Below are 24,102 nucleotides of genomic sequence, written 5' to 3'. Positions count from 1 at the left end.
TGAAAGCTTATATTATTTCTTGATCCAGTGCATCATTTCGCGCAATTGTGCGCCAACGACTTCGATCGGATGCTCGGACTCGTTGCGGCGCGTTGCATTCATGAACGCGTTGTTGGATTGGTTTTCCAGGATGAAATCGCGTGCGAACTTGCCTTGTTGGATGTCGGAAAGAACTTCTTTCATCGCTTTTTTCGTTTCGGCTGTGATCACGCGAGGTCCTGTTACATAGTCACCGTACTCGGCTGTGTTGGAGATGGAGCTGCGCATCGAAGCAAGTCCGCCTTCGTACATCATGTCGACGATCAGCTTCAGTTCGTGCAAGCACTCGAAGTATGCCATTTCAGGAGCGTAGCCTGCTTCAACCAATGTTTCGAAACCGGCTTTAACCAGTGCAGTCGCACCGCCGCAAAGAACGGCTTGCTCACCGAACAGATCCGTTTCGGTTTCTTCGCGGAAAGACGTTTCGATAACGCCGGCGCGTGTACAGCCGATACCTTTTGCATAAGCAAGTCCGATCGCTTTTGCGTTGCCTGTAGCGTCTTTCTCGATTGCGATCAGGCCAGGAACGCCGAAGCCTTCTACATACGTGCGGCGCACCATGTGTCCTGGAGATTTAGGAGCTACGAGGAACACGTCGGTGCCTTCAGGAGCAACGATTTGTCCGAAGTGAATGTTGAAACCGTGGGAGAACATCAATGCTGCGCCTTTTTTCATGTTAGGCTGGATGGACTCGCGGTATACGCGGGCTTGAGTTTCGTCCGGCATCAGGATTTGGATCACGTCAGCGCGTCTTGCCGCCTCGTCAACGGATACAACTTCGAAACCGTCATTTTTTGCCGTATTCCAGGAACGGCCTTCGCGAAGACCGATGATAACGTTCAATCCGCTGTCGCGCAGGTTTTGCGCTTGTGCGTGCCCTTGGGAACCATAACCGATGATTGCGATCGTTTTGCCTTTCAATACCGCCAAGTCTGCATCTTTTTCATAATAAGTAGTAACTGCCATTTGGAATAAATCCTCCTTTGATATGATAAATCCGTATTTTCTACCCCTTGAGTGGGTGTTTCAACAGTTTACCCCCGGATGCGCGGGCGGGCGGTTGACGCTTGCCAACGGGCCCAGCCTTTTCAAAAGCGGAAGAGTACACCGCTGAAAGCCCCACTCAAGGAGGCTTTTCCTTTCCGGTTGACCTCCGCTTACCGAACGGAACCGCGAATCATCGCAGTCGCTCCCGTGCGGGAAAGCTCGCGGATGCCATAAGGGCGAAGCAATTCGACCATAGCATCTATTTTATCCGAATCTCCCACAACTTGCACGATCAGCGAGCTCGGTCCGATATCGACGACCGCTGCGCGGAACGTCTCGACAATGCCGAGAATTTCCGGACGCATCGCCGGCTCGGCGTTAACCTTGATAAGCGCCAATTCTCTGGCGACCATCGGGTTCGCGCTTAAATCCACGACTTTGATGACGTCGATCAGCTTGTACAACTGTTTGGAAATTTGCTCCAGCGTATTCTCGTCGCCCGTCGTGACGATAACCATTCGGGAAAGTCCGATTTCTTCGGACTCCCCGACAGTGATGCTTTCGATGTTGAAGCCTCTTCTTCCGAACAAGCCGGATACGCGCTGAAGGACTCCAGGCTGATTGTTTACCAGAACGGATATCGTATGTCTCATCATTCCGAATCCCCCATTATCATGTCACTTATCGTATCGCCTGCTTTAACCATCGGGAAAACATTCTCGCCCCTCGGCACGACGAAATCAATAACGACCGGTCCCGGCGTATCCAGCGCTTCCTGCCAAACTCTTCTGGCCTCTTCCTTCGTAGTCGCCCGCAATCCTTTGACTCCGTAAGCTTCAGCCAGCTTTACAAAGTCAGGGCTGCCTGCGAGGTCGATGTGGCTGTAGCGGTTCTCGTAGATGATTTCCTGCCACTGGCGAACCATTCCCAGCACCTGGTTGTTGATAATAACAACCTTAACGGGGATGTTATTGATCGCGCAGATCGCCAGCTCTTGCGCACACATTTGCACGCCGCCGTCGCCATTGATCGATACGACGAGCTTATCCGGATTGCCGAGCTGCGCGCCGATGGCGGAAGGGAACCCGAAGCCCATCGTGCCAAGACCGCCGGAAGTTACCAGAGAGCGGGGGTTTTTGAAACGGTAGTACTGAGCCGCCCACATTTGGTGCTGTCCTACGTCCGTAGTTATGATCGCTTCGCCTTTGGTCGTTTCGCTGATCATCTCAATAACAAATTGCGGCTTCAATTCGTTATCGCTGTCGTTGTATTTCAGCGGGAATTCCGCTTTATTCTTCTGGATTTGCGCAATCCACGCTTCGCTCTTGGCAGGCTTCGCCTTCGTATTCGCGTATTCCAGAACCGCTTTTACATCGCCTACGCAAGGGATGTCCGTCTTGACGTTCTTTCCGATTTCCGCCGGATCGACATCGATATGCGCGATCACTTTCACTTTTGGCGCGAAACCGTCGAGTCTCATCGTCACGCGGTCATCGAAACGGGAGCCGATGGAGATCAGCAGGTCGGCATTTTGAATCGCCTCGTTGGCCGTGTACGTGCCGTGCATGCCCGGCATGCCCATCCAGAGCTCATGGGCGCTCGGGAATCCGCCCAGCCCGAGAAGGGTCGTCGTGATCGGGATGCGCGTCTTGTTGACGAATTCGATCAGTTCCTTGGAAGCGTCCGCGTACACGACGCCGCCTCCGGCGATAATAACCGGACGCTCGGCCGTTTCGATCGCTTTGAGCAGCTTATCTACCTGCAGTTTGTTCGGTTGTACGGTCGGATTGTAGCCGCGAACGCTAACTCCGGTTACAGGCTCGAACACGGTCTTGTTGGCGGAGACATCTTTCGGAATGTCGATCAGCACCGGACCTTTGCGTCCGGAGTTGGCAATGTGGAACGCCTCGTGAATAATGCGGGGCAGATCATTTACATCGCGAACCAGGTAACTATGCTTCGTAATCGGCATTGTGATTCCCGTAATGTCGGCTTCCTGGAACGCGTCCGTGCCGATAAAGTTCGTTGCGACGTTGCCGGTAATGACAACCAGCGGAACCGAATCCATATATGCGGTGGCGATGCCTGTGACCAGGTTGGTAGCCCCCGGTCCCGAAGTTGCGATGCAAACGCCTACTTTACCCGTGGAACGGGCATAACCGTCGGCAGCGTGAATCGCTCCCTGTTCGTGTCTGGTAAGCAAATGGTTAAAATCGGAGAAGCCGTGCATCGCGTCGTAGATGTACAATACGGCGCCGCCCGGATACCCGAAGACGCACTCCACACCCTCCAGCAGCAGGCTGCGCAGCAAAATTTCCGAACCCGTAATCAAATCCGGCTGCTTCAGTTTTTCCATCAATTCTTCTTTCGATCTTTTCGGTTGTTGTGTCTCGACATTCATTTGTGATCCTCCTCTCAAAAAGTCAGTTCGCTATGCTGGCCATCGTTTCAGGCCATCAAAAAAACCCCATCCATCCCGAACACGCACATGACGTGTTAAACGGGACGAAAGGGGTTAGAGCTTCCGTGGTACCACCCAAATTTGCTACGCGCCTCACAGCGCATAACCTTAGCAGGTACGGGTCGATGATGACCGATACCCTAGCACGGTAACGTGTGCTACTCCGATTTTCCCTACTACGCTGCGGCGGTCCCGCAAGTTTCAGGAAAACAGCTCCGAGGTGACCTCGTACGTAAGGGATTAAGGCGATGGTTTCAGCATATCCAACGCTCTCTGAGCATAATTGCCCTCACAACTTCTTCCTCTTCATAGCCGATTATCCAATGTCAATTCCTCACATATAGAATATAACTTAAAGTCAATTATATGCGTGTCATCCACTATAGTCAATAGTTTGTCTAATAAAAATTCCGCAGCAAGTGCGACACTCTGTTAGGTTGATCAGAGCAGGACACAGGCATGGGCGGAGCAGACACGTCTCGTTTGGGCGCAACCGTTCATGCAGCGGTTTGGCAAGCTGAAAAGCCTGCAATTGTTGAGAAACTCGCCTACTGGAACTTGCGTTAGCGCTAAGGCATCTCCGGCTAAGGAGAGAAAGCCTGCAAAAGTGCAGGCTTTTTCGATGGAAACGGCTCGTTTGGCTGAAAAGCCTGCGATTGTGCAGGAATTCCCGGGCATGTTGGGCCTGAGTGCGAATTTGAGCGATAAAACCTGCAGATTTGCAGGAATTTTTCGCTGCAGGCGTGTTAACGAGCAAAAAGCTGCACTTTTGCAGGAATTCACCGCTTTGCTAGGCTGAAATGCTGCTCGCTCCAGCACGCGGGTTTTTCAACAGCCCGCTCTTGGGCAGCCCCCCCTGCGTTGCTAGGCTGAAGTGCCGCTCGCTCCAGCATGCGAGTTTTTCAGCAGCGCGCTCTTGGGGCGGGCTGTTCGGGCTGCGAAGCCGCTTCATAGTGCGAGCGATTTTATACGCACAGCCGCCCCAGACAGCGCGACATAAGACAGCGCCGAAAAAAAGAGACCTGCCCTCATGGGGCAAGTCTCCTCGAACGCTAGCACGAAGCTTACGCGTTTACTTTTGCTTTGGCTGCAGCCGCCAGGTCGTTGAACGCTTTGGAGTCGTTCACAGCCAGGTCTGCAAGGATTTTGCGGTTGATGTCGATACCGGCCAGTTTCAGGCCATGCATCAATTTGCTGTAGCTCAGGCCGTTTTGGCGAGCTGCCGCGTTAATACGCACGATCCACAGCTTGCGGAAATCACGCTTCCGTTGACGGCGGTCACGGTATGCGTACAGCAAGGATTTCATCACTTGCTCTTTTGCTGTTTTAAATAATCTATGTTTGGAACCGAAGTAACCTTTTGCCAGTTTTAAAATTTTCTTGCGACGATGAGCGCGAATAAAACCGCCCTTGACTCTTGCCATTGTCAACTACCTCCCGGAATGTATATGTGATGTTGCGTTATCGTTACTTGATGTTAGCAAGTTGTTGCTTCAGGCGACGTACGTCTCCCGGAGCCATAACCGGATTTGTGGACAGAACGCGTTTTTGACGCGCCGTTTTACCGGACAGCAAATGGTTTTTGCCGGATTTGTATCTTTTCACTTTACCGGTGCCGGTAATTTTGAAACGATCCTTCAAGCTGCTGTGAGTTTTCATTTTTGGCATGGGGTGTTCCTCCTAATTTAGTAAATCGCCTAAGTTGTAGCTTTTGGCGTTAAAATCATGATCATGCTTCTTCCCTCAAGCTTGGGAGCACGCTCCATCGAAGAGATGTCGGCCGTTTCCGCAGCAAGGCGGTCGAGCACTTTTTTGCCGATCTCGGCATGCGCGATTTCGCGGCCGCGGAAGCGTACGCTCGCCTTCACTTTGTCGCCGTCGCCAAGGAACTTGACTGCGTTGCGAAGCTTGGTCTGAAAGTCGTGCTCATCGATCGTCGCGCTTAAGCGGATTTCCTTGATGTCCACGATTTTCTGATTTTTGCGGGCTTCCTTCTCTTTCTTTTGCAGCTCGTACCGGTATTTCCCGTAATCCATAATGCGGCATACAGGCGGCTTGGCTGTTGGAGCTACGTTCACCAAATCCAGGTTGGCGTCCACTGCAATCTGAAGAGCTTCGCGAATCGGCTTAATGCCGAGCTGTTCTCCGTCCGCCCCGATCAGGCGTACTTCCTTCACGCGAATCTCGTCATTAATCATATGGTCTTTGCTAATAATGTTTCACCTCCACAGGTATGTAACGACAGTATCCTTTTAAGGGCCCGTCATATCTACACAAAAAAAGATGCGGGCGCAAGAAGCCCACATCTTTCATCAATAACAGGTTTCAAAACCTATTCTACGTGCATGATGATTATCGAGAACCAGCCAACCAAGGTGTCGGTCAGGTGAGAAGCGGGCGCCTCTGCTTTTACTTGAACTACTATATCACTTCAGATCGGTGAAGTCAACACTAACTTGCCTGCTTGCTCTTCATCTCTTCCAAACGAATGACGCGCGTATGTTCCGTATGGCTCCATTGCTTGTTGTTTTGCGTGAAGAAGGCGTAGAACGTAATCGGCCACCAGGAAATCATGAAAATCGGATACAGGATCAGGTACTTGTATGTTTTCCAAGGCGCTCTCTCGATGTACATGGAAATCGGGAGAAGCACGTAGATCGCAACGCTGATCGAGTTGAAGAACACCGGATTGACATCAACAAGCATCGGCGTGTCGGACCAGCCGGGAGTAATCTGTTTGATCCACAGCAGTACGCTGATAATAGCGCCGAAAAAGAAGTTGTACACATTTGCGGAATAAATCGCCGCATCGATTTTGGTCCAGCTGCCCTCTTTGATTCCCTGCCACAGCAGCGGGAAGAAGTAGCGCTTCGCTACGTCGAAATGCCCCTGCATCCAGCGCAAACGCTGTTTGGCCGACGCTTTAAAGGTAAGCGGCTTCTCGTCATATACTTTGGTTTCGTAATTGAACGTGGGTCGAATACCCAGCTTGATGCAGCGCATCGAGAATTCCAAATCCTCTACAAGGCTCGTAGCTCCCCAGCCGATCTGCTTTAAAAGGCTGGATTCAAAGCACATGCCGGTACCGCCGAGATAATTGGCAAGTCCCAGGTTCGTTCTCGGCATTTGCCAGAAACGGTTGGCGAAATAATACGAAATCGCATAGGAACCCGTGACCCAGGAGTCATTGGGGTTTTTAGTATCCAGGTACGCTTGAATGACCCTTGAGCCTGAACATAGATCGTTGTTCATATGCGTCAAATAATCCGGGCTGGACAGATTGTCGGCATCGAACATCACGACTGCATCGTACTGGCGCTCGCGTTTCCAAAGCTCCTTGAGCATCCATTCGATCGCATAGCCTTTGCCTCTCAAATTCGGATTGTTCCGCTCCATCGCATATACGCCGTAGCTGCGGGCAATGTCAGCTGTACTGTCCGTACAGTTATCGCAGATGACGAAAATATCGTAGAGCTCTTTTGGGTAATCCAGGCCCTTCAGGTTTTCGATCAAAGCGCCGACCACCTGCTCTTCGTTATGAGCGGCGACGAGAACGGCGAAAGATTTTTGCGGTGCAAACTGCTTTTTGTTGCGCGGTCTGTACCATCCAAAGAAAGTTAAAAACAACTGGTATGCTCCTACACAAGCCAATCCGATTTGAAAGAAAAGCATGATTTTGTCCAGCATGAAGCAAAAGTCCCCCTTTTTGTGTATGCACCGCAGCTTTTCTCTATGTATATTCTGTGTGCACGTATGTACAGGTGAATAACGTTCTTGATTTTCCTCTCTTTCCCGCGATTTGTCAAAGTCTGCGAAAACCGAAATTGCGCCAGTTCTTCAACGTTTATGGGGAAAGTCAAATTTTAGGCCGCCGTCACTTGCAATCAGTTCGTTACAGTCTCGTTTTCATCGTTTTTCATTTTATTGTGCACCAAAAGTTCACCGTTTAGACGAACCCCGCGAGGTGTACGGGGATTATTATAATGCACCTCGCCCGCCAAATACAACTTTTGCCGTAAAAACAGGATCAGCGGATCATCCGCACGGAATCGATTTGTAGGTTGCTGGCGATTCTTGCATCGGCAACTTCTTCGTAGCTCGCATACAACCGGTGAAAAATACGGTCCCAGGACTGCTGTCCGGCATATTCGATTCCCGCGATCGAAAGCGAACGGCGAGTTTCCGCCGAAACGTACAGCCGCTTCATCGCCTCGACAAACGAGGGCACATCCCCCGGCCGGCACAGCAAGCCCGTAACTCCGTGCTCGATGTTGTCCTGCACGCCGCCTGCGGCCGCACCGATTACCGGCGTCCCGGAGGCCATCGATTCAAGCACCACATTGCCGAAAGTTTCGGTCGCCGACGGAAAAAGGAAAACGTCCGCCGCCGCGTACAGCTCAGCAAGCCGTTTTCCTTGAATGAATCCGGTGAACGTAATACCGTCCGCCTTTCCATAAAGTTCGTTAAGCGAAGCCGCCGAAGGTCCGTCACCGGCGATAATGAGGCTGCAGCGGCTGCGGATTTGCTCCGGAAGTCCCATAAAAGCTTCAATCGCGACATCGACACTTTTTTCCGGGGCAAGCCTTCCTACGTACAAAAACACAAATTTGGCGCCGCTAACCTGATAGGAAGACAGCACCTCGCTGCGGTTCACGACAGGCCGGTAAGTATCGGTATCTACCCCGCGGCCCCATATTTCCAAATGCTGCAAGCCCTTTTGCTGCAAATGCTCCAAAGTGGACCGGGAAGGCACGTAGATTTTGCGGCAGCTTTGATGAAACCACTGCATATACCGCCACAGCGCCGGCTCGACCCAAGGAATTTTATAATATTTGACATATTGATCGAAATGAGTATGGTAAGAAGCGACAAACGGGATCCGCCGCTTGCGGGCGTAATGCATGCCGAACACGCCCAGATTAAACGGCGTTGCCGCGTGAATGATGTCAGGCTGAAAATCGTGAAGGGATTTGCGTATATGGAGGGGATTCGGGATCGCCAGCCGGCATTCCGGATACAGCACAAAGGGGATGCTCAGAAATCTTTCCACCCGATAAGGATCGGGATCTCCTTCCGTAAAACTGGCAGGCGCAAAAACTTTGCACTCCGCTCCTTTGGATTCCAGGAACTGAGTCCATCGCCCCAATGTCCTGGCCACTCCGTTTACATCAGGCAAATAGGTATCCGTGAACAAGGCAACTTTCATCGCATATCAGCCCCTTCTGCTTTCGATGCCATACATCCGTCATGCTAACACGCGACTGTTAACGCCAGATCAGAACAAGGTAAAATTGGAAACCGAACATATTTATTGCAGAGTTAATAATGTATTAATACTTCCCTGCTACAATATATATTAAGTTCCGAAGTTTTTGCGAAAAGATCAGCTTATGCTTAAAGCTCCCAAGGAGGTCATGCGCTCATGAGCAGGGTCGTTCATTGGCTTCAGCATCATGAAACTCGAGTTTTTCGTTTTGTCAATCAAAAAATACAGCACTCATTCCTGGACCGTTTCTCGGCGACAATCACTCACCTGGGGGGAGCAACAGCGACGATTTTCATTTCGCTTTGCTTTGCGCTTTTCGGTCATGAAGCCCTTCGTACTGCGGGAATTCAAGCCTTGGTGGCACTAGCGGCAAGCCATATTCCCGTTGCGGTTTTTAAAAAGAAATATCCGCGGCTGCGTCCTTATCTGGTCCTGCCCGAAACGAATATCGGAAAAAATCCGCTGCAGGATCATTCTTTCCCGTCCGGCCATACGACTGCGATTTTTTCTATTATCGTGCCGTTCGTAGCTTTATTGCCCGTGCTCGGCTTCGTTTTGATTCCACTGGCTCTTCTGGTCGGGCTTTCCCGCATTTATTTAGGCCTGCATTATCCAACCGATTGCCTGGCAGGGTGTCTGATCGGCACGCTCGCATCTCTGGCCGCGGTAGGCCTGTGGGGGTAAAAACGCGATGAATATCTCTTCCGACGGTAAGAGAGTTCTTATTTTGTCCGAAGGCTTCGGGGCCGGCCACACGCAAGCTGCCCATGCGCTTTCGTTTACGCTCAGCCAGCGCTGTCCGGACATCCGGACACGCGTGCTGGAGCTTGGCCCCAGCCTGCATCCGACCATTGCCCCCCTCATTTTCCACGCTTACAAAAAAACGATCGTCGCCCAGCCCAAGCTGTATGGCAGGCTGTACCGGTCGCAGTACAAAAAATCGCTGAATCCGCTCGCCCAACTGGCGCTGCACCGGATTTTCTACGCGCAGACCGCGGCGCTCATCAAGCAGTGCGAGCCGCACGCGATCGTGTGCACGCATCCTTTTCCCAGTGTTGTCATATCCAGATTAAAAAGAAACGGCCTGCGAACCCCGCTGTGCACCGTAATTACCGATTACGACGCCCACGGCACTTGGGTCAGCAAGCAGGTCAACAAATACTTGGTATCGACGGTTGAAGTAAAAAACAAGCTGCTGTACCGGGGCGTCGATCCCGGACAGATCGAGATTACGGGAATTCCAGTGCATCCGAGCTTTCGCGAAACGCACGACAAGGAGCAGATCCGCGAACAATTCGGTTTGCTGAATATGCCTACGGTTCTTGTGATGGGCGGAGGCTGGGGATTGGTCGGCGGGGGCCAACTGGGCAGCTATCTGGAAGCCTGGAGAGACCGGATTCAGTTCATATTTTGCCTGGGAAATAACGAGAAGGCGCTGAACAAGCTTGCGCGGGACGCCCGGTACCGGCATCCGAACGTCCGGCTGCTCGGTTTTACCAACGAAATCGGCAAGCTGATGGAAGTCTCCGATCTGCTCGTCACGAAGCCCGGAGGCATGACGTGCGCCGAAGGTTTGGCCAAATCGATTCCGATGCTGTTCTACGATCCGATTCCAGGCCAGGAGGAGGAAAATTTGCAATATTTTACGGTGCACGGTTTCGGCGAGCCGATCCGGTCGTCCGATACGATTGAGAGCTGGATGCGCATGCTGGCGGAAAGCTATGACGAAGTAAAAGCGAGGCGGGCGCTGATCAGCCGGAAAAAGCTGCAGCATACCGCATCCGACTGCACCAACGTTATTTTGCAGCTGCTGGATTCAGGCGACGATAGTGCCGGCGCAGCCGGGAAATACGAAAAAGAGCCGTCCTATTTGGACCGCTCCTTGTTTAATTGATCGATATGCGCCTGAAGCGCCCGCTCTCCGACTACGACTTCGCAGCGGTGAATATTCATGCCCTGTCCGGCAAATTTGGTCTCGTACTCGGTCATGACATGATCCGGATGAAATCCGTCCGCATGAAGATTTAACGAGATGTTGCGCATTCTGAGCCCCATATCGGCAAAAGAGTTCAAAGAAAACTCGAACAGCAGTTGAGAATCTGTTTTTAAATGAATTTCGCCGTTATCGTTGAGAATGCGGATATACTTTTCCACGAAGCCGGGATGGGTCAGCCTTCTGCGCGCATGCTTCTTTTTCGGCCACGGATCGCTGAAATTCAAAAAAATCCGCTCAAGCTCGCCGTCACCAAAAGCTTCTTCAATCTGCTCGATATTAAAAAGCACAAGCCTCAGGTTCGGAATGCTCCGCTCTTCTTCCTCCGGGCTTATTTCATGTGCGGCTCTGGCTTTCTCGCCGGCTTTGCGGATCAACTCGTCGTACATGTCGATGCCGAGAAAATTAACGTCCGGATATTTCCGGCTCATCTCGCTGATGAAGCGGCCTTTGCCCATCCCCAATTCGGCATAAATGGGCTTGTCATTACCGAACAGCTCCGACCATTTCCCCTTGTGATCCCTGGCGTTCAACACGACCAGTTCCGTTTGGCGTTCAATATCTTCGCGAATTCCTTTTCTTCCCCGTAAACGCATCTTATGTTTGCCTCCTGACCGTATTCCGGACAAAACCGATATCGAATACAAATCATAGACGATTCACGGGAAAAAATCAAAGGAAATTATGTTTCCGGCTTTAGTGTGGCTCCCAATCCCAAACTTTATAAATGGCAGTTGATAGGCGAAAAAAACGCCCTTCCTTTTAACCGAGGAAAGGCGCTTGAAGCTGTTAAGAGTGGGTTTTATCGCGGTTGCCGCCGCGAAGTCCGGCCAGGCCGATCAGACCGACAAGTCCGAGCCAGCCCCAATCCATGCGGTTGGTCGTCGCCGTGCCGTAAGCCCGGTAGGATGTGTTGTCGTAATAGCCGGTTCCGGCGTTTTTGATGCCCGTACCCGTTGTGCTCATACGGTCCATCATGTTGTTGCCGTAGCCTTTGACCCCTGTAGTCGAATAATTATAATAATTTCCTGTGCCGGTAGGAGCGCTGTAACCCGTTCCCGTCGTTGCGTCATAATTGCTGCCCGTGTAGTAAGCCGACGGAGTCGTAGTTCCAGTGCCGGTAACGGCGCTCGTTCCATACTTACCGTCTGTGCCCAGGTAAGGCGCAGGCGACGTTGTGGCAGTGCCCGTGTAGCCGCTGGTCATGGTGCCGGTAGTTCCGGGAGTCGTGCTTGTCGTAGCTGCGTGGACACTTCCTGCGCCAAAACCAATAGCTGCGGTAAACATTACCGCCAGAGATACGGTACGGAGCTTTTTCATGTACAAACCCCTCTCAACAAGTGATGTGGTGTTGCATGATTATGTTGCTCCTTGGCGCATCTTTTTATCGGGGGACTTGCTGGAAAGCCTGGGGGTCGCTTTCGGCAGCCGTTTTCGCTACAATAAGTGAAGGAAAGGAGCACGATTTTGCGATGCATACAACCACTCAGGATACTCCTCTACTGTGGGGAGATAAACGTTTCCATACATGGAATTACGAAATGCGGGAAACTTTCGGCGAGAAAGTTTTCAAAGTCATGCTGGATGCCGGCTTTACCTGCCCGAACCGGGACGGCAAAATTGCCACGGGAGGCTGCACCTTTTGCAGCGCGCGCGGGTCGGGAGATTTTGCCGGCAGCCGCCGCGACGATCTCGTTACGCAATTCGCCAAAATTCGCGATTTGCAGCATCAAAAATGGCCTGACGCCAAATATATCGGCTATTTTCAGGCTTATACGAACACTTACGCGCCTGTGGAGGAGCTTCGGGAATATTATGAAGTGATTTTGCAGCAGCCGGGCGTCGTCGGCCTTTCCATCGCCACCAGACCGGACTGCCTGCCTGACGACGTGATCGAGTATTTGGCCGAACTCAACCAGCGCACCTATTTGTGGGTCGAAATGGGGCTGCAAACCGTTCACGAATCAACGTCAACGCTGATCAACCGCGCCCATGACACCCAATGTTACCTGGATGCGGTCGCCAAGCTGAGAAAGCACAATATCCGCACTTGTGCGCACATCATATACGGACTGCCGGGAGAAACGCACGAGATGATGCTGGAAACCGGCCGCGCCGTATCCCGGATGGATGTCCAGGGGATCAAAATTCACCTGCTCCACCTGATGCGCAAAACGCCGATGGTCAAGCAGTACGAAGCAGGACTTCTTCGCTTCCTGGAAAAAGACGAGTATGTGAAGCTCGTTGTTGACACGCTGGAAATACTGCCGCCCGAAATGATCGTGCACCGGCTGACGGGAGACGCGCCGCGCGATCTGCTGATCGGACCGATGTGGAGCCTCAAAAAATGGGAAGTGCTCAACGCCTTTGACGCCGAGCTGAAAACAAGAAACACCTGGCAGGGTAAACATTGGGACCCTTCGCGGAGGTGAGTGCCGGGACTGGGACAGGGGCGGTGGTCGACGGACCGCCGTCATGCAGCGCAACATCGCGCACTGGGAGCTGCGAGCGGTGCGACTCCGCCTGATGAAGATCCGGCTGTGGAAACGGGAGCCGGATGCAGTACAACACCGCACGATGAGAGCTGCGCTCGGTACGACCCCGCCTGATGAAGATCCGCCTGCGGGGACGGGAGCCGGTACACTGTGATCATCGGCATGCAGTGCAACAGCGCAACGAGAGCTGCGCTCGGTACGACCCCGCCTGATGAAGACCCGCCTGCGGGGACGGGAGCCGGATGCAGTACAACACCGCACGATGAGAGCTGCGCTCGGTACGACCCCGCCTGATGAACATCCGCCTGCGGGAACGGGAGCCGGACCCGGTAAGTTTTGCTGTGCGGGAGCCTAACCCGCCAAGTTTTTTTATCGAGGAGCCAACGTATGGGATTTGTTTCGGTTTTAAGTTTTGCGCACCAATTGATCGCCCAGCGGGTTCAGCCGGGTGAGACGGTCATCGACGCCACGCTTGGCAACGGGGTCGATACTTTGTATTTGGCCAAGCTGGTCGGCCCCCGCGGCAGCGTGTACGGCTTCGATGTCCAGCAGCAGGCCATCGATAATACCTCAACGCGTCTGCAAGGTGAATTGCCGGACGCTAGTTCTTTTGTCCATTTGCACTTGTGCAGCCATGAGCAGATGGAAAGTGTCGTGCCGCCCGCCAAACATGGCAAAGTCGCTGCGGTCACGTTCAACCTCGGCTACTTGCCGGGCGCCGATCCTGAAACTATAACAAAGCAGGAATCTACGATTCCTGCTTTGGAGGCTGCCCTGCGCCTTTTGCGGAAAGGCGGGATCGCCACGATCGTGCTCTACAGCGGACATGCCGGAGGCCAACAGGAAGCCAATGCAGTCGAAAGCTGGGTCAGCCGGCTTCCCCTTGCGGACGCCCAGGCGCTGCGGTACCAGATGGCGAATGCAAGCCTTCAGGCCCCCTATCTCTTGGCCGTAGAAAAAAGATAGCCTAATGCTTATAATCTAGTAGAAAGTATAAATTATAGTAAATAATAGCAGGGAGAGAGTGTAGTGAAACCATATCCGCTTCAGTTTCAACCCGAAATGAAAGAACGCGTTTGGGGCGGCAGAGCGCTTGAGAAATTCGGCTTCCGGCTTCCTGAAGGAGCGATCGGCGAAGGCTGGATGATCGGCGACCATCCCAACGGCACTACGGAAGTCATTAACGGCGAATGGGCCGGACTCGGTTTGGACGAAATCCGCGAGCAGTATGGCAGCATCCTGTTCGGCACCAAAGGATTTTCGGAAAAGAACGGGCGCTTTCCACTGCTGATCAAGCTGCTCGATTGCGAAGACGACCTGTCGGTTCAAGTGCATCCGAACGATCATTACTCGAACCTGTCTCCCGGCGAACTCGGCAAAACGGAAATGTGGTACATACTGGACGCCAAACCCGGCGCCAAAATTATTTACGGCATGAAAGACGGCGTCACCCGCGAAAGCCTGGCACAGGCTATTGAAGAAAACCGGATCCTGGACTGCCTGCAGGAAGTGCCGGTTGAGGCGGGAGATTCCTTTTATATCCCGGCCGGCACCGTTCACGCTCTGGGCGCCGGCGTGCTGGTCGCAGAGATTCAGCAGAACTCCGATACGACTTACCGGCTGTACGATTACAACCGCCCGGGACTTGACGGCAAGCCACGGGAGCTGCACATCGAAGACTCGCTCAACGTCATTGCCTACGAGGGCTCCGGCTCGACCCGGATGAAGACGGATCTGCACGAGACCGGCGTCTGGCTGACCCTCGCCCGATCCCCGTTCTTCATCGTGGAAAAAGGGCTCGTCGGCCCCCGTTGGGAGCTGCAAACCACCGCAGAAAGCTTCGTCATCCTCGTCATCGCGGAAGGTGACGGCTCTCTGGAGTGGGCCGACGGCCGTATCATCACGAAACCCGGTGACTGCTTCCTCCTGCCGGCAAACCTCGGCAGCTATGCGCTGGAAGGCAGCATGACCGTGATCCGCAGCTACTTGCCGTAAAAGCCGATTAAACCCGCAGGCTCAGAGCCTCGGGTTTCATTTTTTTGGGGCGATGGGTGTCGCGCGTCGAAGCACTCGCTGACATGGACCGTCGCTGACGTAAAGCACAAGTAACGATTGGCGGAAAACCTGCAAAAGTGCAGTTTTTTGCCACTTGATGCTCTGGCTTGCGGATAATTCCTGCAAATCTGCAGTTTTTTCCGCTAAAATTGGGGGCTCCGGCCATTCTGCCCGGGAATTCCTGCACAATTGCAGGTTTTTCCTCAAAATGAGGTGATAACTGAGAAAAAGCCTGCACTTTCGCAGGCTTTTCGTTCTGGAAGGATCTGCTTTGCATGACGGAGCCCTTGTTTGTGTGCTGGTAGCCTACCTTTTACATGCCGGAGGCCTTGTTTTGTCTGCTATCCAGTCACTTCACCGACAGCTGCGCTAATTTTAAGCCTCATCCTGCTGTGCGGCAAACTGATCAAGCCCTTTCGGCATCCATTAAGCATGGCTTGGAGAGATAAATCGTACTAATCGGAACCGCAGGAAGGAGAGAGTTTTTCGGCGGCCTCCGCCGACGCCTCGCCGGGCCGCTGCCCGCCCTCTAACGATGTTCCACATCGTTCGGGCGAGCCATCGCGGGCCCGGATGCGGGCTCCGACCGTTCCCGGCTGCCTCCGCCGACGCCTCACCGGGACGCTGCCCCGCCCTCTAACGATGTTCCACATCGTTCGGGCGAGCCGTCGCGGGCCCGGATGCGGGCTCCGACCGTTCCCGGCGACCTCCGCCGACGCCTCACCGGGACGCTGCCCCGCCCTCTAACGATGTTCCACATCGTTCGGGCGAGCCGTCGCGGGCCCGGATGCGAGCTCCGACCGTTCCCGGCGGCCTCCGTCGACGCCTCGCCAGGCCGCTGCCCCGCCCTCTAACGATGTTCCACATCGTTCGGGCGAGCCATCGCGGGCCCGGATGCGGGCTCTCCCGCCCGCTCCCACCGGCCTTTGCCACCCTCTCATCGCTCGGGTGAGCTCAAAGGCCTACCCGGGACGCAGCGCAGCGTTAGAGGAATCTAGGATTCCTCGGACAAGCTGCTTTCTTTCAAAATCACATCGTGCGCGCCGCCTTCTACGAGGCTTGTGGATGACACGAGCGTTATTCTCGCTACGCGCTGCAGTTCTTCAATGCTGGTGGCGCCGCAGTTGCACATCGTCGATTTGATTTTGCCGATCGTCTTGTCCAGATTTTCCTGCAGGCTGCCTGCATAAGGCACGTACGAGTCGACGCCTTCCTCGAACAAAAGATTGTTCTTGCCGCCCGTGTCATACCGCTGCCAGTTGCGCGCCCGGTTGGAGCCTTCGCCCCAGAACTCTTTCACGAAGTTGTTGCCGACTCTCAACTTGCGGGTCGGGCTCTCATCGAATCGGGCGAAGTAGCGGCCCATCATGACAAAATCCGCGCCCATCGCCAAAGCGAGCGTAATATGGTAGTCGTGAACAATACCACCATCCGAACAGATCGGCACGTAAACGCCGGTATCTTTGAAGTATTGATCCCTCGCCTCGACCACTTCCATCAGCGCCGAAGCTTGGCCGCGCCCGATGCCTTTTTGCTCCCGGGTAATGCAGATGGAGCCGCCGCCGATCCCCACTTTCACGAAGTCCGCCCCGGACTCGACCAGATACAGGAAGCCTTCCCGGTCAACTACGTTGCCGGCCCCGATTTTCACGTCGAAGTTCGCTTTCACATACTGAACCGTCTCGCGCTGCCATTCGCTGTAACCGTCCGAGGAGTCGATGACGAGAATGTCCACTCCCGCTTCGACGAGCGCCGGAACACGTTCCATATAGTCTTTTGTATTGATGCCGGCGCCGACAATATAGCTTTTGTTATCGTCCAGCAGCTCCAGCGGATTTTCTTTATGAGCGTCGTAATCTTTGCGGAAAACGAGATAGTCCAGATTCTGGCGCTCGTCCACGATCGGCAAGCAGTTCAGCTTGTGCTCCCAGATCAGATCGTTCGCTTCCGGCAGCGTGATCCCGGATTTGCCGTAGATCAAAGACGAAAACGGCGTCATAAATTCACTGATCGGCTTCGCCAGCGAATCGCGGCTAATCCGGTAATCGCGGCTTGTAACGATGCCGAGCAGCTTGCCTCTGGCCGTTCCGTCTTCCGTAATCGCAACCGTGGAATGTCCCGTCTTCTCTTTCAAATCCAGCACGTCTTTGAGCGTATGTGCGGGGGTCAAGTTGGAGCGGCTGATGACGAAGCCCGCCTTGTACCCTTTCACTTTCCGGATCATTTCCGCCTCTTCCTCAATCGACTGCGAGCCGAAAACAAAAGAGATGCCTCCGCACCGCGCCAAAGCAATCGCCATGCCATGGTCCGACACGGCCTGCATGACGGCGGACGAGAACGGAATGTTCAGCGAAATCGCCGGTTCCTCGCCTTTGTTGAATTTCACGAGCGGTGTTTTCAAACGAACATTTGCCGGTGTACATTCTTTTGTCGTCAGATTGGGAATCAGCAAAAACTCGCTGAACGTGCGGGACGGTTCCAGGTAATACGTGGCCACTTCACTCATTCCTCCTTCAAATTTCACGTTTTTTCGCGGGTAAATTTTTTCAATCTTATCACTGAACCTCTACCGAGGTCAATGACTAATTTTGCACAAAAAATGAAAGCGCATTTTCCTGGCAGCGGGCCGGCTGAAAATGCGCTTCGCCCCGCTGCTGCGCGCTTTCGCAGCAGCAAAAAAGCTTCGCTCCCCCAAAGGGATAGCAAAGCTTTCGCACTACACCGCCGCCGCCCTGTCGAGCGGCAGCGTGTAAAAGCCGGCCGGCTGCTGAGCATCCGGCGGAAAATGCACGATGAGCAGCTGCTTGCTGCTCCTGTCCATCGTCCCGTTTTGCAGGTACAGCTGCAAATCGAACGGCAGCACCTCCAGCATGACATGCTTGTGGAGGTCTTTTTCACTGATGTTCAGGCTGCGGAAGCCGCCTGCCACAAGTTCCGGCTGCTCGGCGAGCAGCTTCAGGTACGCCGACTGCTCCTGCTTGTCGAGCGTAAAATCCCACCAAATTTTGCGCGGCCTATATTTATGTCCCAGGAAATAATCGAGCTTCATGAATCCCTCGATGATCTCCATCTGCCCCGTGCCCCGGAACAGCAAAAAATCTCTCAAGCGGGTAAACAAATCTTCCAGCTGATGCCCGATCTTTTGCCAGCCGCGCCCTTCCCAGTAATCGCCGAACTCCTGAAAAAAATCGAACGCCGATGTGAATTCGTTCGCAATTAAATAGTTGACGGTATGATCCATCCGGTGTGCGTTCCAGTATTTTTCCAGCACATCCTCCACCCGTTTGATGCGAATCAAATCGGTGAACGGCAAAATGTCGTTGCCCAGAATCTCATAAGGGGAGTGATCCATGTATACGTATCCGTACTTGTCCGCGTCGGCCCGCATGCCGGTGCCGCGCAGCATTTTCAAAAATCCGAGCTGCAGCTCTTCCGGCCCCAGAGCGAACACGTCATTGAACGTTTTGCGGAACGAATGGTAGTCCTCCTCGGGAAGCCCGGCGATCAAGTCGAGATGCTGGTCGATTTTGCCGCTTTCCTTGATTTTCGTTACGGTGCGCGTCAGTTTGGAAAAGTTTTGCCTGCGCTGCACAAGCTCGTTGGTCGCATCATTCGTCGACTGGACGCCGATCTCGAAGCGGAATGTGCCCGGCGGCGCATGCTCCGCCAAATAATCGAGCACTTCGGGACGCATAATGTCCGCCGTGATCTCAAACTGGAACACTGTTCCGCGGTGGTTGGCGATCAGGAAATCGAAAATTTCCATCGCATAATCGCGCTTGATGTTAAAGGTGCGGTCGACAAACTTGATCAGCTTCGCGCCGGAGTCGATCAAGTACAAAATGTCCCTTTTCGTCCGCTCTATATCGAAATAACGCACGCCCACCTCGATGCTGGAGAGGCAAAATTGGCACGAAAACGGGCAGCCCCGGCTCGTCTCAAAATAAACGACCCGATTCGGCAAATTCGGGATATCCTCGGTAAAACGGTGCGGCGACGGAATATCGTCCAGCTTCAGCTTAGGTCTGCCGGGCATCAGGACGATTTCTTCCCCTTTGCGGTAGGCGAGCCCGTATACAAAGTGGTATTTGCGCGTTGTCGATATTTCCTGAAGCAGCTGGTGCAGCGTCTCTTCCCCTTCTCCCATCACAATAAAATCGACTTCAGGGATGCGCTTCATCCAATACTCGGTGTCGTAAGAAACTTCGGGTCCGCCTAGAACGATGATCAGATCGGGTCTGATTTTTTTGATCATGCCGATGACCTGAATCGTCTCTTCGATATTCCAGATATAACAGGAAAAGCCCAGCACATCCGGCGCCTTTTGGTACAGGTCGGAGACGATGTTCATCGCTGGGTCTTTAATCGTATATTCGACTATGTCCACATCAAAATCTTTCTCGCAAAACGCTTTCAGGTAGCGCAGCGCCAGAGAGGTGTGGATGAACTTCGCATTCAGCGTGGAAACAATGACTTTCATCTTGGGAAACCTCGTTCTTTATTCGTTAGTAGTCCTACTTATTTTACACGAAAAACGAGGAAATACAAAGGCTACAGCACCATGTCATCGTCCAGGTGAGGCGCTTCATAAGGGATGTACAGCGGCGACGCCGCTTGGATCTCTTGTTTCCAGCGTTCCGCCTGCGAATAAAGCTGTTCCTCCACTTCCCTGATTTTCATCTGCAGCATGCCGGCATCCTGGGGCTCGCCCAGCAGCGCTTTTTGCAGCGAGAGCCGTTCTTCAAACCATTGAGTCAACTGATACAGCAGCATAAGTTCCACCTTTTCACAAATAGACTGTTAGCCGCTAGTATGCCCCAAGACCGGGGGATGACATACGAAAAGGGGAAGAACAAACTGCTTTTTTTGGATAAACTTGTAGTTTTATAGATGAATATGGTATGAATTAGAAGACCGATCGTCGTTTCGGTATTACGAAATGGGAGGCTTTGAATGAAAGGTATCGTTTTCAGAGAGTATTGGGCACTTGTAAAAGGTTTTAAATCCATCATTATTGTCTTGTTTATTTTGGGCGTTTCCCTGTGGTCGGCGCGTTTTATCGCCAGCAGTCCGATCCCTTTAAGCGAAGACGCGAACCCGGACAAAGCCGCATTAGCCGGGCTTACGCTTGTTTTGCTGCTGCTCGGGGCCATATTCGTTTATACCTTGTCACATGACATCGTAAACCGGGATATCGAGCTTCAGCGAATGAGATTGCTTATTACCAAAACGTCGCGGCGAAACGTGATCATCGGCAAATTCGCCGCGGTCTGGCTGTTCTGGGCAACCGTCACGCTCGTCGCTTTTATCGGCATTTCATTGATTACAAAAACGTTCGTTATCGCCGATCTGCTCAAATTATGGGTATTTCTTGCTTATCATGCCAGCGCTGCCGTTATGATTTCAACATGTCTGCGCAACCATACCTACACGGTCATTCTAGGCGTCCTGCTGGGAATCGCCATGCCGATTCTGGGCGTCTGGAGCGCGTTCGCGGCATCCGCTTCCGCACAAGTCGTCCGCTACATTCTGCCCTATTATCCCATGACGAGCAAACCCGAGCTTCTGATCGTGAGCGGCATTGAAATCGGGGTCATGCTGGCCGTTTCTATTCTTCTTTTTAACCGAAAGGAACTGTAAAATGGATGTTTTGAAAGTAACCGATTTGTCGAAAGCGTATAGAAGCAAAAAAGTTGTCGATAACGTCACCTTTGAATTGAAGGCCGGCGAAATATTCGGATTTCTGGGAAGAAACGGCGCAGGCAAAAGCACGACCATCAACATGCTGACAGGCATTCTGCCTCCGACTTCCGGCACTATCGAAATTCTTGGTACGCCTTACAACAGCCTGAACCGGATCAAATCGCGCATCGGCGTGCTTCCGGACAACAGCAATTACTATAACGATATGACCGCTTTGCAGCACATGGTGTTTTTTTCCAGAGTGAAGAAGACTTCGCCCGACAAAAAGGAACTGGTTCAGTTGCTGGAAAACGTCGGCTTGGGAGCGGACATCGGCAAAAAAGCAAGCCAATTCTCATTGGGCATGAAAAAGAAGCTCGGCATCGCCCAGGCTTTGATCGGCTCCCCCGAACTGGTGTTTTTGGATGAGCCGACCTCGACGCTCGACATCGAATCGTCGCTGCTCATACGGGATTTGATTGTCAAGCTGGCAGCGGGCGGAGTTACCATATTTATGACCTCGCACAACCTGGATGAAGTCGAGAAAATATGTGACCGCATCGCCATTTTGCACCAAGGGACAATTGAAAAATTGGGAACGATGAGCGAACTGCGCGAAGCGCATTCGGACGAGATCAAGCTGAAGGTAAGCTGCGGAAGCGGCAGGCCGGATTCGGTGCGGCAGTGGTTGGAAAGCCTGGGGCCAAGAGTGCAAGTGACGCAAGCCGACGAGTCGTTCGTACACCTGGTAGCCGGAGATCAAGAAGATATTCCGTATGTGGTGGAGACAGCTGTACATCACGGCGTAAAAATTTACGGCCTCGAAGTAGAACAAACTTCCCTCGAAAAAATATTCATGGACCATCATTAAGGAGCTCGCATTGCCGCCGGGGCAGACGCTCATAGGAGGGACGGGGCTGGGCTGGCTGGGCAGCCGCTCGTGATGCGGAACGGACCAATCAGCCGCTCGTGGTATGGATGGGGGCCGGGCAACCGTTCGTGATGCGGATCGGACCAATCAGCCGCTCGTGGTGTGGATGGGGGCCGGGCAACCGTTCGTGGTGCGCATCGGACCAATCAGCCGCTCGTGGTGTGGATGGGGGCCAGGCAACCGTTCGTGGTGCGCATCGGACCAATCAGCCGCTCGTAGTGTGGATGGGGGCCGGGCAACCGTTCGTGGTGCGCATCGGACCAATCAGCCGCTCGTGGTGTGGATGGGGGCCGGATAGCCCGTAAAACTGCAGCTCCCAGCACAAAAGCCTGCAAAAGTGCAGGCTTTTTCTCTGATAAAGGTTCGTTTGGAGGAAAAGCCTGCGATTGTGCAGGAATTATTGATTAAAGTGGGTCTGAGCTTAAATTTAAGTCAAAAAAACTGCAGATTTGCAGGAATTCTTCGGGGCAAGCGTTTTACGGAGAAAAAAGATGCACTTTTGCAGGCTTTTGAGCGTTGTCAGCACTTACTGCCTTGTCAGCGTTGCCAGAATTGCCAGCATTTCTAGCATTTTCAGCATTGCCTGCATTGCCAACACCTTGCCTTGATTGCCAGCGTCCCCAACCTTACCAGAGTTACCAGTCTTGCCAGCATTATCAGCATTACTTGCATTACTTGCATTACTTGCATTACCTGCATTACCTGCATTACCTGCATTACCTGCATTACCAGCATTACCAGTATTACCAGTATTACCAACCTTACCTGCATTGCCAACTTTACTAGCCTTGCCAACCTTACTAGCACTACCTACATTACCAGCCCAGTCAACGCACCATTGCGAACCTTGCCAATGGCGCGCTGGCTCCTGCCGGGGCTGGCGAGTTTTTCGGCAGTCTCAAAACCCGCAAAAACTCTACGTCCCCAGGATCGGTCGACCTGCTGCAGCAATGATTTTGAGACCGTCGAATAAACGCTTCCAGCTTCGCGTTTTTATTCCCAGAAAATGTGCTTCGCGCCCTTCAACCTCGCCAGGCCTTCCACGAAATAGTAGTCGCCATAGATCAGGGGCACATCGATGTTCTTCCCTTCCGGATAATGGCTCGTACCGTGCAGGATCAAGCCCTCTTCATTCGGGTCGTTCCAAGCCCCGTAATTTGTATACAGCGATTCGAGGATGCGCGTCCCCGCTTCCCGGTACGTCTGCGATTCCGCAGCCGTTACCTTATCCGCGAGCAGCAGCAAACCGCTTGCCGCGCACGCACCTGCGGAGGAATCGCGGTACTTCGTGATCTCCGGCGGCAGCCTGAAATCCCAGTAAGGCACACGGTCTTCGGGCAGCTGGGCGATGAAGAAGTGGGCCACCCGTTTGGCGGCCGCGAGAAAAGCTTCCTTGCCGGTATGGTGATAGCACAGCGTCAAGCCGTAAATCGCCCATGCCGTACCGCGCGACCACGCCGATTCCGGCGCAAAGCCCTGGCCTCCCAGCCCCTCGATGCGCTCTCCCGTCGCAGGATCGAACCGCACGATGTGATAGACCGAGCCGTCAGGCCGGATAAAATGCTCCAGCACCGTCTCCATATGTGCCTCGGCAATATGGCGGTAGCGGGGATCGCCGCTTTCGCGCGAAGCCCAAAACAGCAGCGGCATGTTCATGCAGCAGTCGATAATGGCCAGTCCCGCATTGTCCTCGCCTTCGCTCCACGGATTCCACGCCCGGATATAGCGGCCCCGGATATTGAAGCGCGCAGCCAAAAAATTGGCCGCGATAAACGCTCTGCGCCTGGACTCCGCGGACTGCGTCAGCTTGCAGCTCGCTACGCTCGTCAACGTCCACATGAAGCCGAGATCGTGGTCAAGCCGGTAAAAGTCGTGGAACACCTGATCCAGGCTTGCTTCGCACTGCTCCGCCAAAGCGCGCAGCGATTCGTCGCCGCCATTATCGTAAAGCAGCCACAGCATCCCCGGCCAAAATCCGGCCGTCCACCAATGCGCAGGCTCCAGCGTGTAGCTTCCGCCGTTGCTGGCATGCGGGAACCCGGCGCCGATCCGCCGGCTCGTGCGCAGCGTTTTTGCCATCGTCTGCTCCCATGCTTCATCCAACCAATTTACCATACTTCATCACCTGCTCCTTTTTCGAAAAAAATCCGGCAGAGCAAGACGCTTCTGAAGCGCCCCCACCCCGGTTGAAAC

General features: G+C 53.3%; 23 protein-coding genes. 8 read left to right on the top strand and 15 right to left on the bottom strand.

Annotation, left to right across the window (positions count from 1 at the left end):
* Window positions 1-12: 12 nt before the first annotated feature.
* The 8 genes from ilvC to AC3G2T_RS35285 form a co-directional block, all read right to left on the bottom strand.
* Window positions 13-1,005, bottom strand: a complete 993-nt coding sequence (ilvC, locus tag AC3G2T_RS35320) for a ketol-acid reductoisomerase (protein ID WP_474685956.1) — start codon at window positions 1,003-1,005, stop codon at window positions 13-15.
* 191 nt (window positions 1,006-1,196) lie between these two features.
* On the bottom strand, window positions 1,197-1,682 hold the full coding sequence (gene ilvN, locus AC3G2T_RS35315) for an acetolactate synthase small subunit (RefSeq protein WP_474685958.1): 486 nt from the start codon (window positions 1,680-1,682) through the stop codon (window positions 1,197-1,199).
* Window positions 1,679-3,427, bottom strand: coding sequence for a biosynthetic-type acetolactate synthase large subunit (gene ilvB / locus AC3G2T_RS35310; protein ID WP_488438408.1), 1,749 nt, complete (start codon window positions 3,425-3,427; stop codon window positions 1,679-1,681). Before ilvB ends, ilvN begins: the two co-directional genes overlap by 4 nt.
* Before the next feature lie 1,124 nt (window positions 3,428-4,551).
* A complete protein-coding gene (rplT, locus tag AC3G2T_RS35305) occupies window positions 4,552-4,911 on the bottom strand; it encodes a 50S ribosomal protein L20 (protein WP_474685962.1) in 360 nt (119 codons plus the stop codon).
* Window positions 4,912-4,954: 43 nt separating this feature from the next.
* The gene (gene rpmI, locus AC3G2T_RS35300) at window positions 4,955-5,155 is read right to left on the bottom strand and encodes a 50S ribosomal protein L35 (protein WP_474685964.1); all 201 of its coding nucleotides are present in this window, start codon (window positions 5,153-5,155) and stop codon (window positions 4,955-4,957) included.
* Window positions 5,156-5,184: 29 nt separating this feature from the next.
* Window positions 5,185-5,685, bottom strand: coding sequence for a translation initiation factor IF-3 (infC, locus tag AC3G2T_RS35295; RefSeq protein ID WP_474685966.1), 501 nt, complete (start codon window positions 5,683-5,685; stop codon window positions 5,185-5,187).
* A gap of 253 nt (window positions 5,686-5,938) precedes the next feature.
* A complete protein-coding gene (locus tag AC3G2T_RS35290; RefSeq protein WP_474685968.1) occupies window positions 5,939-7,174 on the bottom strand; it encodes a glycosyltransferase family 2 protein in 1,236 nt (411 codons plus the stop codon).
* 340 nt (window positions 7,175-7,514) lie between these two features.
* Window positions 7,515-8,693 carry a glycosyltransferase family 4 protein gene (locus AC3G2T_RS35285; protein ID WP_488438407.1) on the bottom strand — a complete coding sequence of 393 codons (1,179 nt, stop codon included), beginning with the start codon at window positions 8,691-8,693 and terminating at the stop codon, window positions 7,515-7,517.
* 216 nt (window positions 8,694-8,909) lie between these two features.
* Here AC3G2T_RS35285 and AC3G2T_RS35280 point away from each other — a divergent pair, with 216 nt between their 5' ends.
* Window positions 8,910-9,437, top strand: a complete 528-nt coding sequence (locus tag AC3G2T_RS35280; protein WP_474685972.1) for a phosphatase PAP2 family protein — start codon at window positions 8,910-8,912, stop codon at window positions 9,435-9,437.
* Between the two features lie 7 nt (window positions 9,438-9,444).
* Window positions 9,445-10,647, top strand: coding sequence for an MGDG synthase family glycosyltransferase (locus AC3G2T_RS35275; protein ID WP_488438406.1), 1,203 nt, complete (start codon window positions 9,445-9,447; stop codon window positions 10,645-10,647).
* On the opposite strand, the gene trmB is transcribed toward AC3G2T_RS35275, so the two are convergent.
* Entirely contained in the window at window positions 10,620-11,342 is a 723-nt protein-coding gene (gene trmB / locus AC3G2T_RS35270; RefSeq protein ID WP_488438405.1) for a tRNA (guanosine(46)-N7)-methyltransferase TrmB, read from the bottom strand. The two genes, AC3G2T_RS35275 and trmB, sit on opposite strands and share 28 nt — an antisense overlap.
* A gap of 193 nt (window positions 11,343-11,535) precedes the next feature.
* On the bottom strand, window positions 11,536-12,066 hold the full coding sequence (locus tag AC3G2T_RS35265; protein WP_474685977.1) for a WGxxGxxG-CTERM domain-containing protein: 531 nt from the start codon (window positions 12,064-12,066) through the stop codon (window positions 11,536-11,538).
* A 152-nt stretch (window positions 12,067-12,218) separates the two neighbouring features.
* Here AC3G2T_RS35265 and mnmL point away from each other — a divergent pair, with 152 nt between their 5' ends.
* The 4 genes from mnmL to AC3G2T_RS35245 all read left to right on the top strand — a co-directional run bounded on the left by mnmL (window position 12,219) and on the right by AC3G2T_RS35245 (window position 15,236).
* Entirely contained in the window at window positions 12,219-13,178 is a 960-nt protein-coding gene (gene mnmL / locus AC3G2T_RS35260) for a tRNA modification radical SAM protein MnmL/YtqA (protein ID WP_488438404.1), read from the top strand.
* 79 nt (window positions 13,179-13,257) lie between these two features.
* Entirely contained in the window at window positions 13,258-13,395 is a 138-nt protein-coding gene (locus tag AC3G2T_RS35255; RefSeq protein ID WP_474685981.1) for a hypothetical protein, read from the top strand.
* 233 nt (window positions 13,396-13,628) lie between these two features.
* Window positions 13,629-14,207, top strand: coding sequence for a tRNA 5-(aminomethyl)-2-thiouridylate-methyltransferase MnmM (gene mnmM, locus AC3G2T_RS35250; RefSeq protein WP_488438403.1), 579 nt, complete (start codon window positions 13,629-13,631; stop codon window positions 14,205-14,207).
* 63 nt (window positions 14,208-14,270) lie between these two features.
* Window positions 14,271-15,236: a type I phosphomannose isomerase catalytic subunit gene (locus AC3G2T_RS35245; protein WP_488438402.1), complete on the top strand. Its 966-nt coding sequence runs from the start codon at window positions 14,271-14,273 to the stop codon at window positions 15,234-15,236.
* Window positions 15,237-15,243: 7 nt separating this feature from the next.
* Here the strand turns inward: AC3G2T_RS35245 and AC3G2T_RS35240 are convergent, their stop codons facing one another.
* From AC3G2T_RS35240 to AC3G2T_RS35225, 4 genes are all read right to left on the bottom strand, one after another.
* Window positions 15,244-15,573 carry a hypothetical protein gene (locus AC3G2T_RS35240; protein WP_488438401.1) on the bottom strand — a complete coding sequence of 110 codons (330 nt, stop codon included), beginning with the start codon at window positions 15,571-15,573 and terminating at the stop codon, window positions 15,244-15,246.
* 717 nt (window positions 15,574-16,290) lie between these two features.
* A complete protein-coding gene (locus AC3G2T_RS35235; RefSeq protein ID WP_474685987.1) occupies window positions 16,291-17,793 on the bottom strand; it encodes an IMP dehydrogenase in 1,503 nt (500 codons plus the stop codon).
* A 219-nt stretch (window positions 17,794-18,012) separates the two neighbouring features.
* Entirely contained in the window at window positions 18,013-19,776 is a 1,764-nt protein-coding gene (locus AC3G2T_RS35230; protein ID WP_488438400.1) for a B12-binding domain-containing radical SAM protein, read from the bottom strand.
* Window positions 19,777-19,847: 71 nt separating this feature from the next.
* Complete coding sequence (locus tag AC3G2T_RS35225; protein WP_474685991.1) at window positions 19,848-20,069, bottom strand: hypothetical protein; 222 nt, start codon at window positions 20,067-20,069, stop codon at window positions 19,848-19,850.
* Window positions 20,070-20,249: 180 nt separating this feature from the next.
* Between AC3G2T_RS35225 and AC3G2T_RS35220 the strand changes: the two genes are divergently transcribed.
* Window positions 20,250-20,936 (top strand): hypothetical protein, encoded by a 687-nt coding sequence (locus AC3G2T_RS35220; RefSeq protein WP_488438399.1) that lies wholly within the window; start codon window positions 20,250-20,252, stop codon window positions 20,934-20,936.
* A 1-nt stretch (window position 20,937) separates the two neighbouring features.
* The gene (locus AC3G2T_RS35215; protein ID WP_474685995.1) at window positions 20,938-21,849 is read left to right on the top strand and encodes an ABC transporter ATP-binding protein; all 912 of its coding nucleotides are present in this window, start codon (window positions 20,938-20,940) and stop codon (window positions 21,847-21,849) included.
* A 1,053-nt stretch (window positions 21,850-22,902) separates the two neighbouring features.
* Here the strand turns inward: AC3G2T_RS35215 and AC3G2T_RS35210 are convergent.
* Window positions 22,903-24,024 (bottom strand): glycoside hydrolase family 88 protein, encoded by a 1,122-nt coding sequence (locus tag AC3G2T_RS35210; protein WP_488438398.1) that lies wholly within the window; start codon window positions 24,022-24,024, stop codon window positions 22,903-22,905.
* Between the last annotated feature and the right edge of the window lie 78 nt (window positions 24,025-24,102).

The sequence above is a fragment of the Paenibacillus sp. sgz302191 genome, from assembly GCF_057749925.1.
This window is presented reverse-complemented; position numbering and strand designations above follow the sequence as displayed.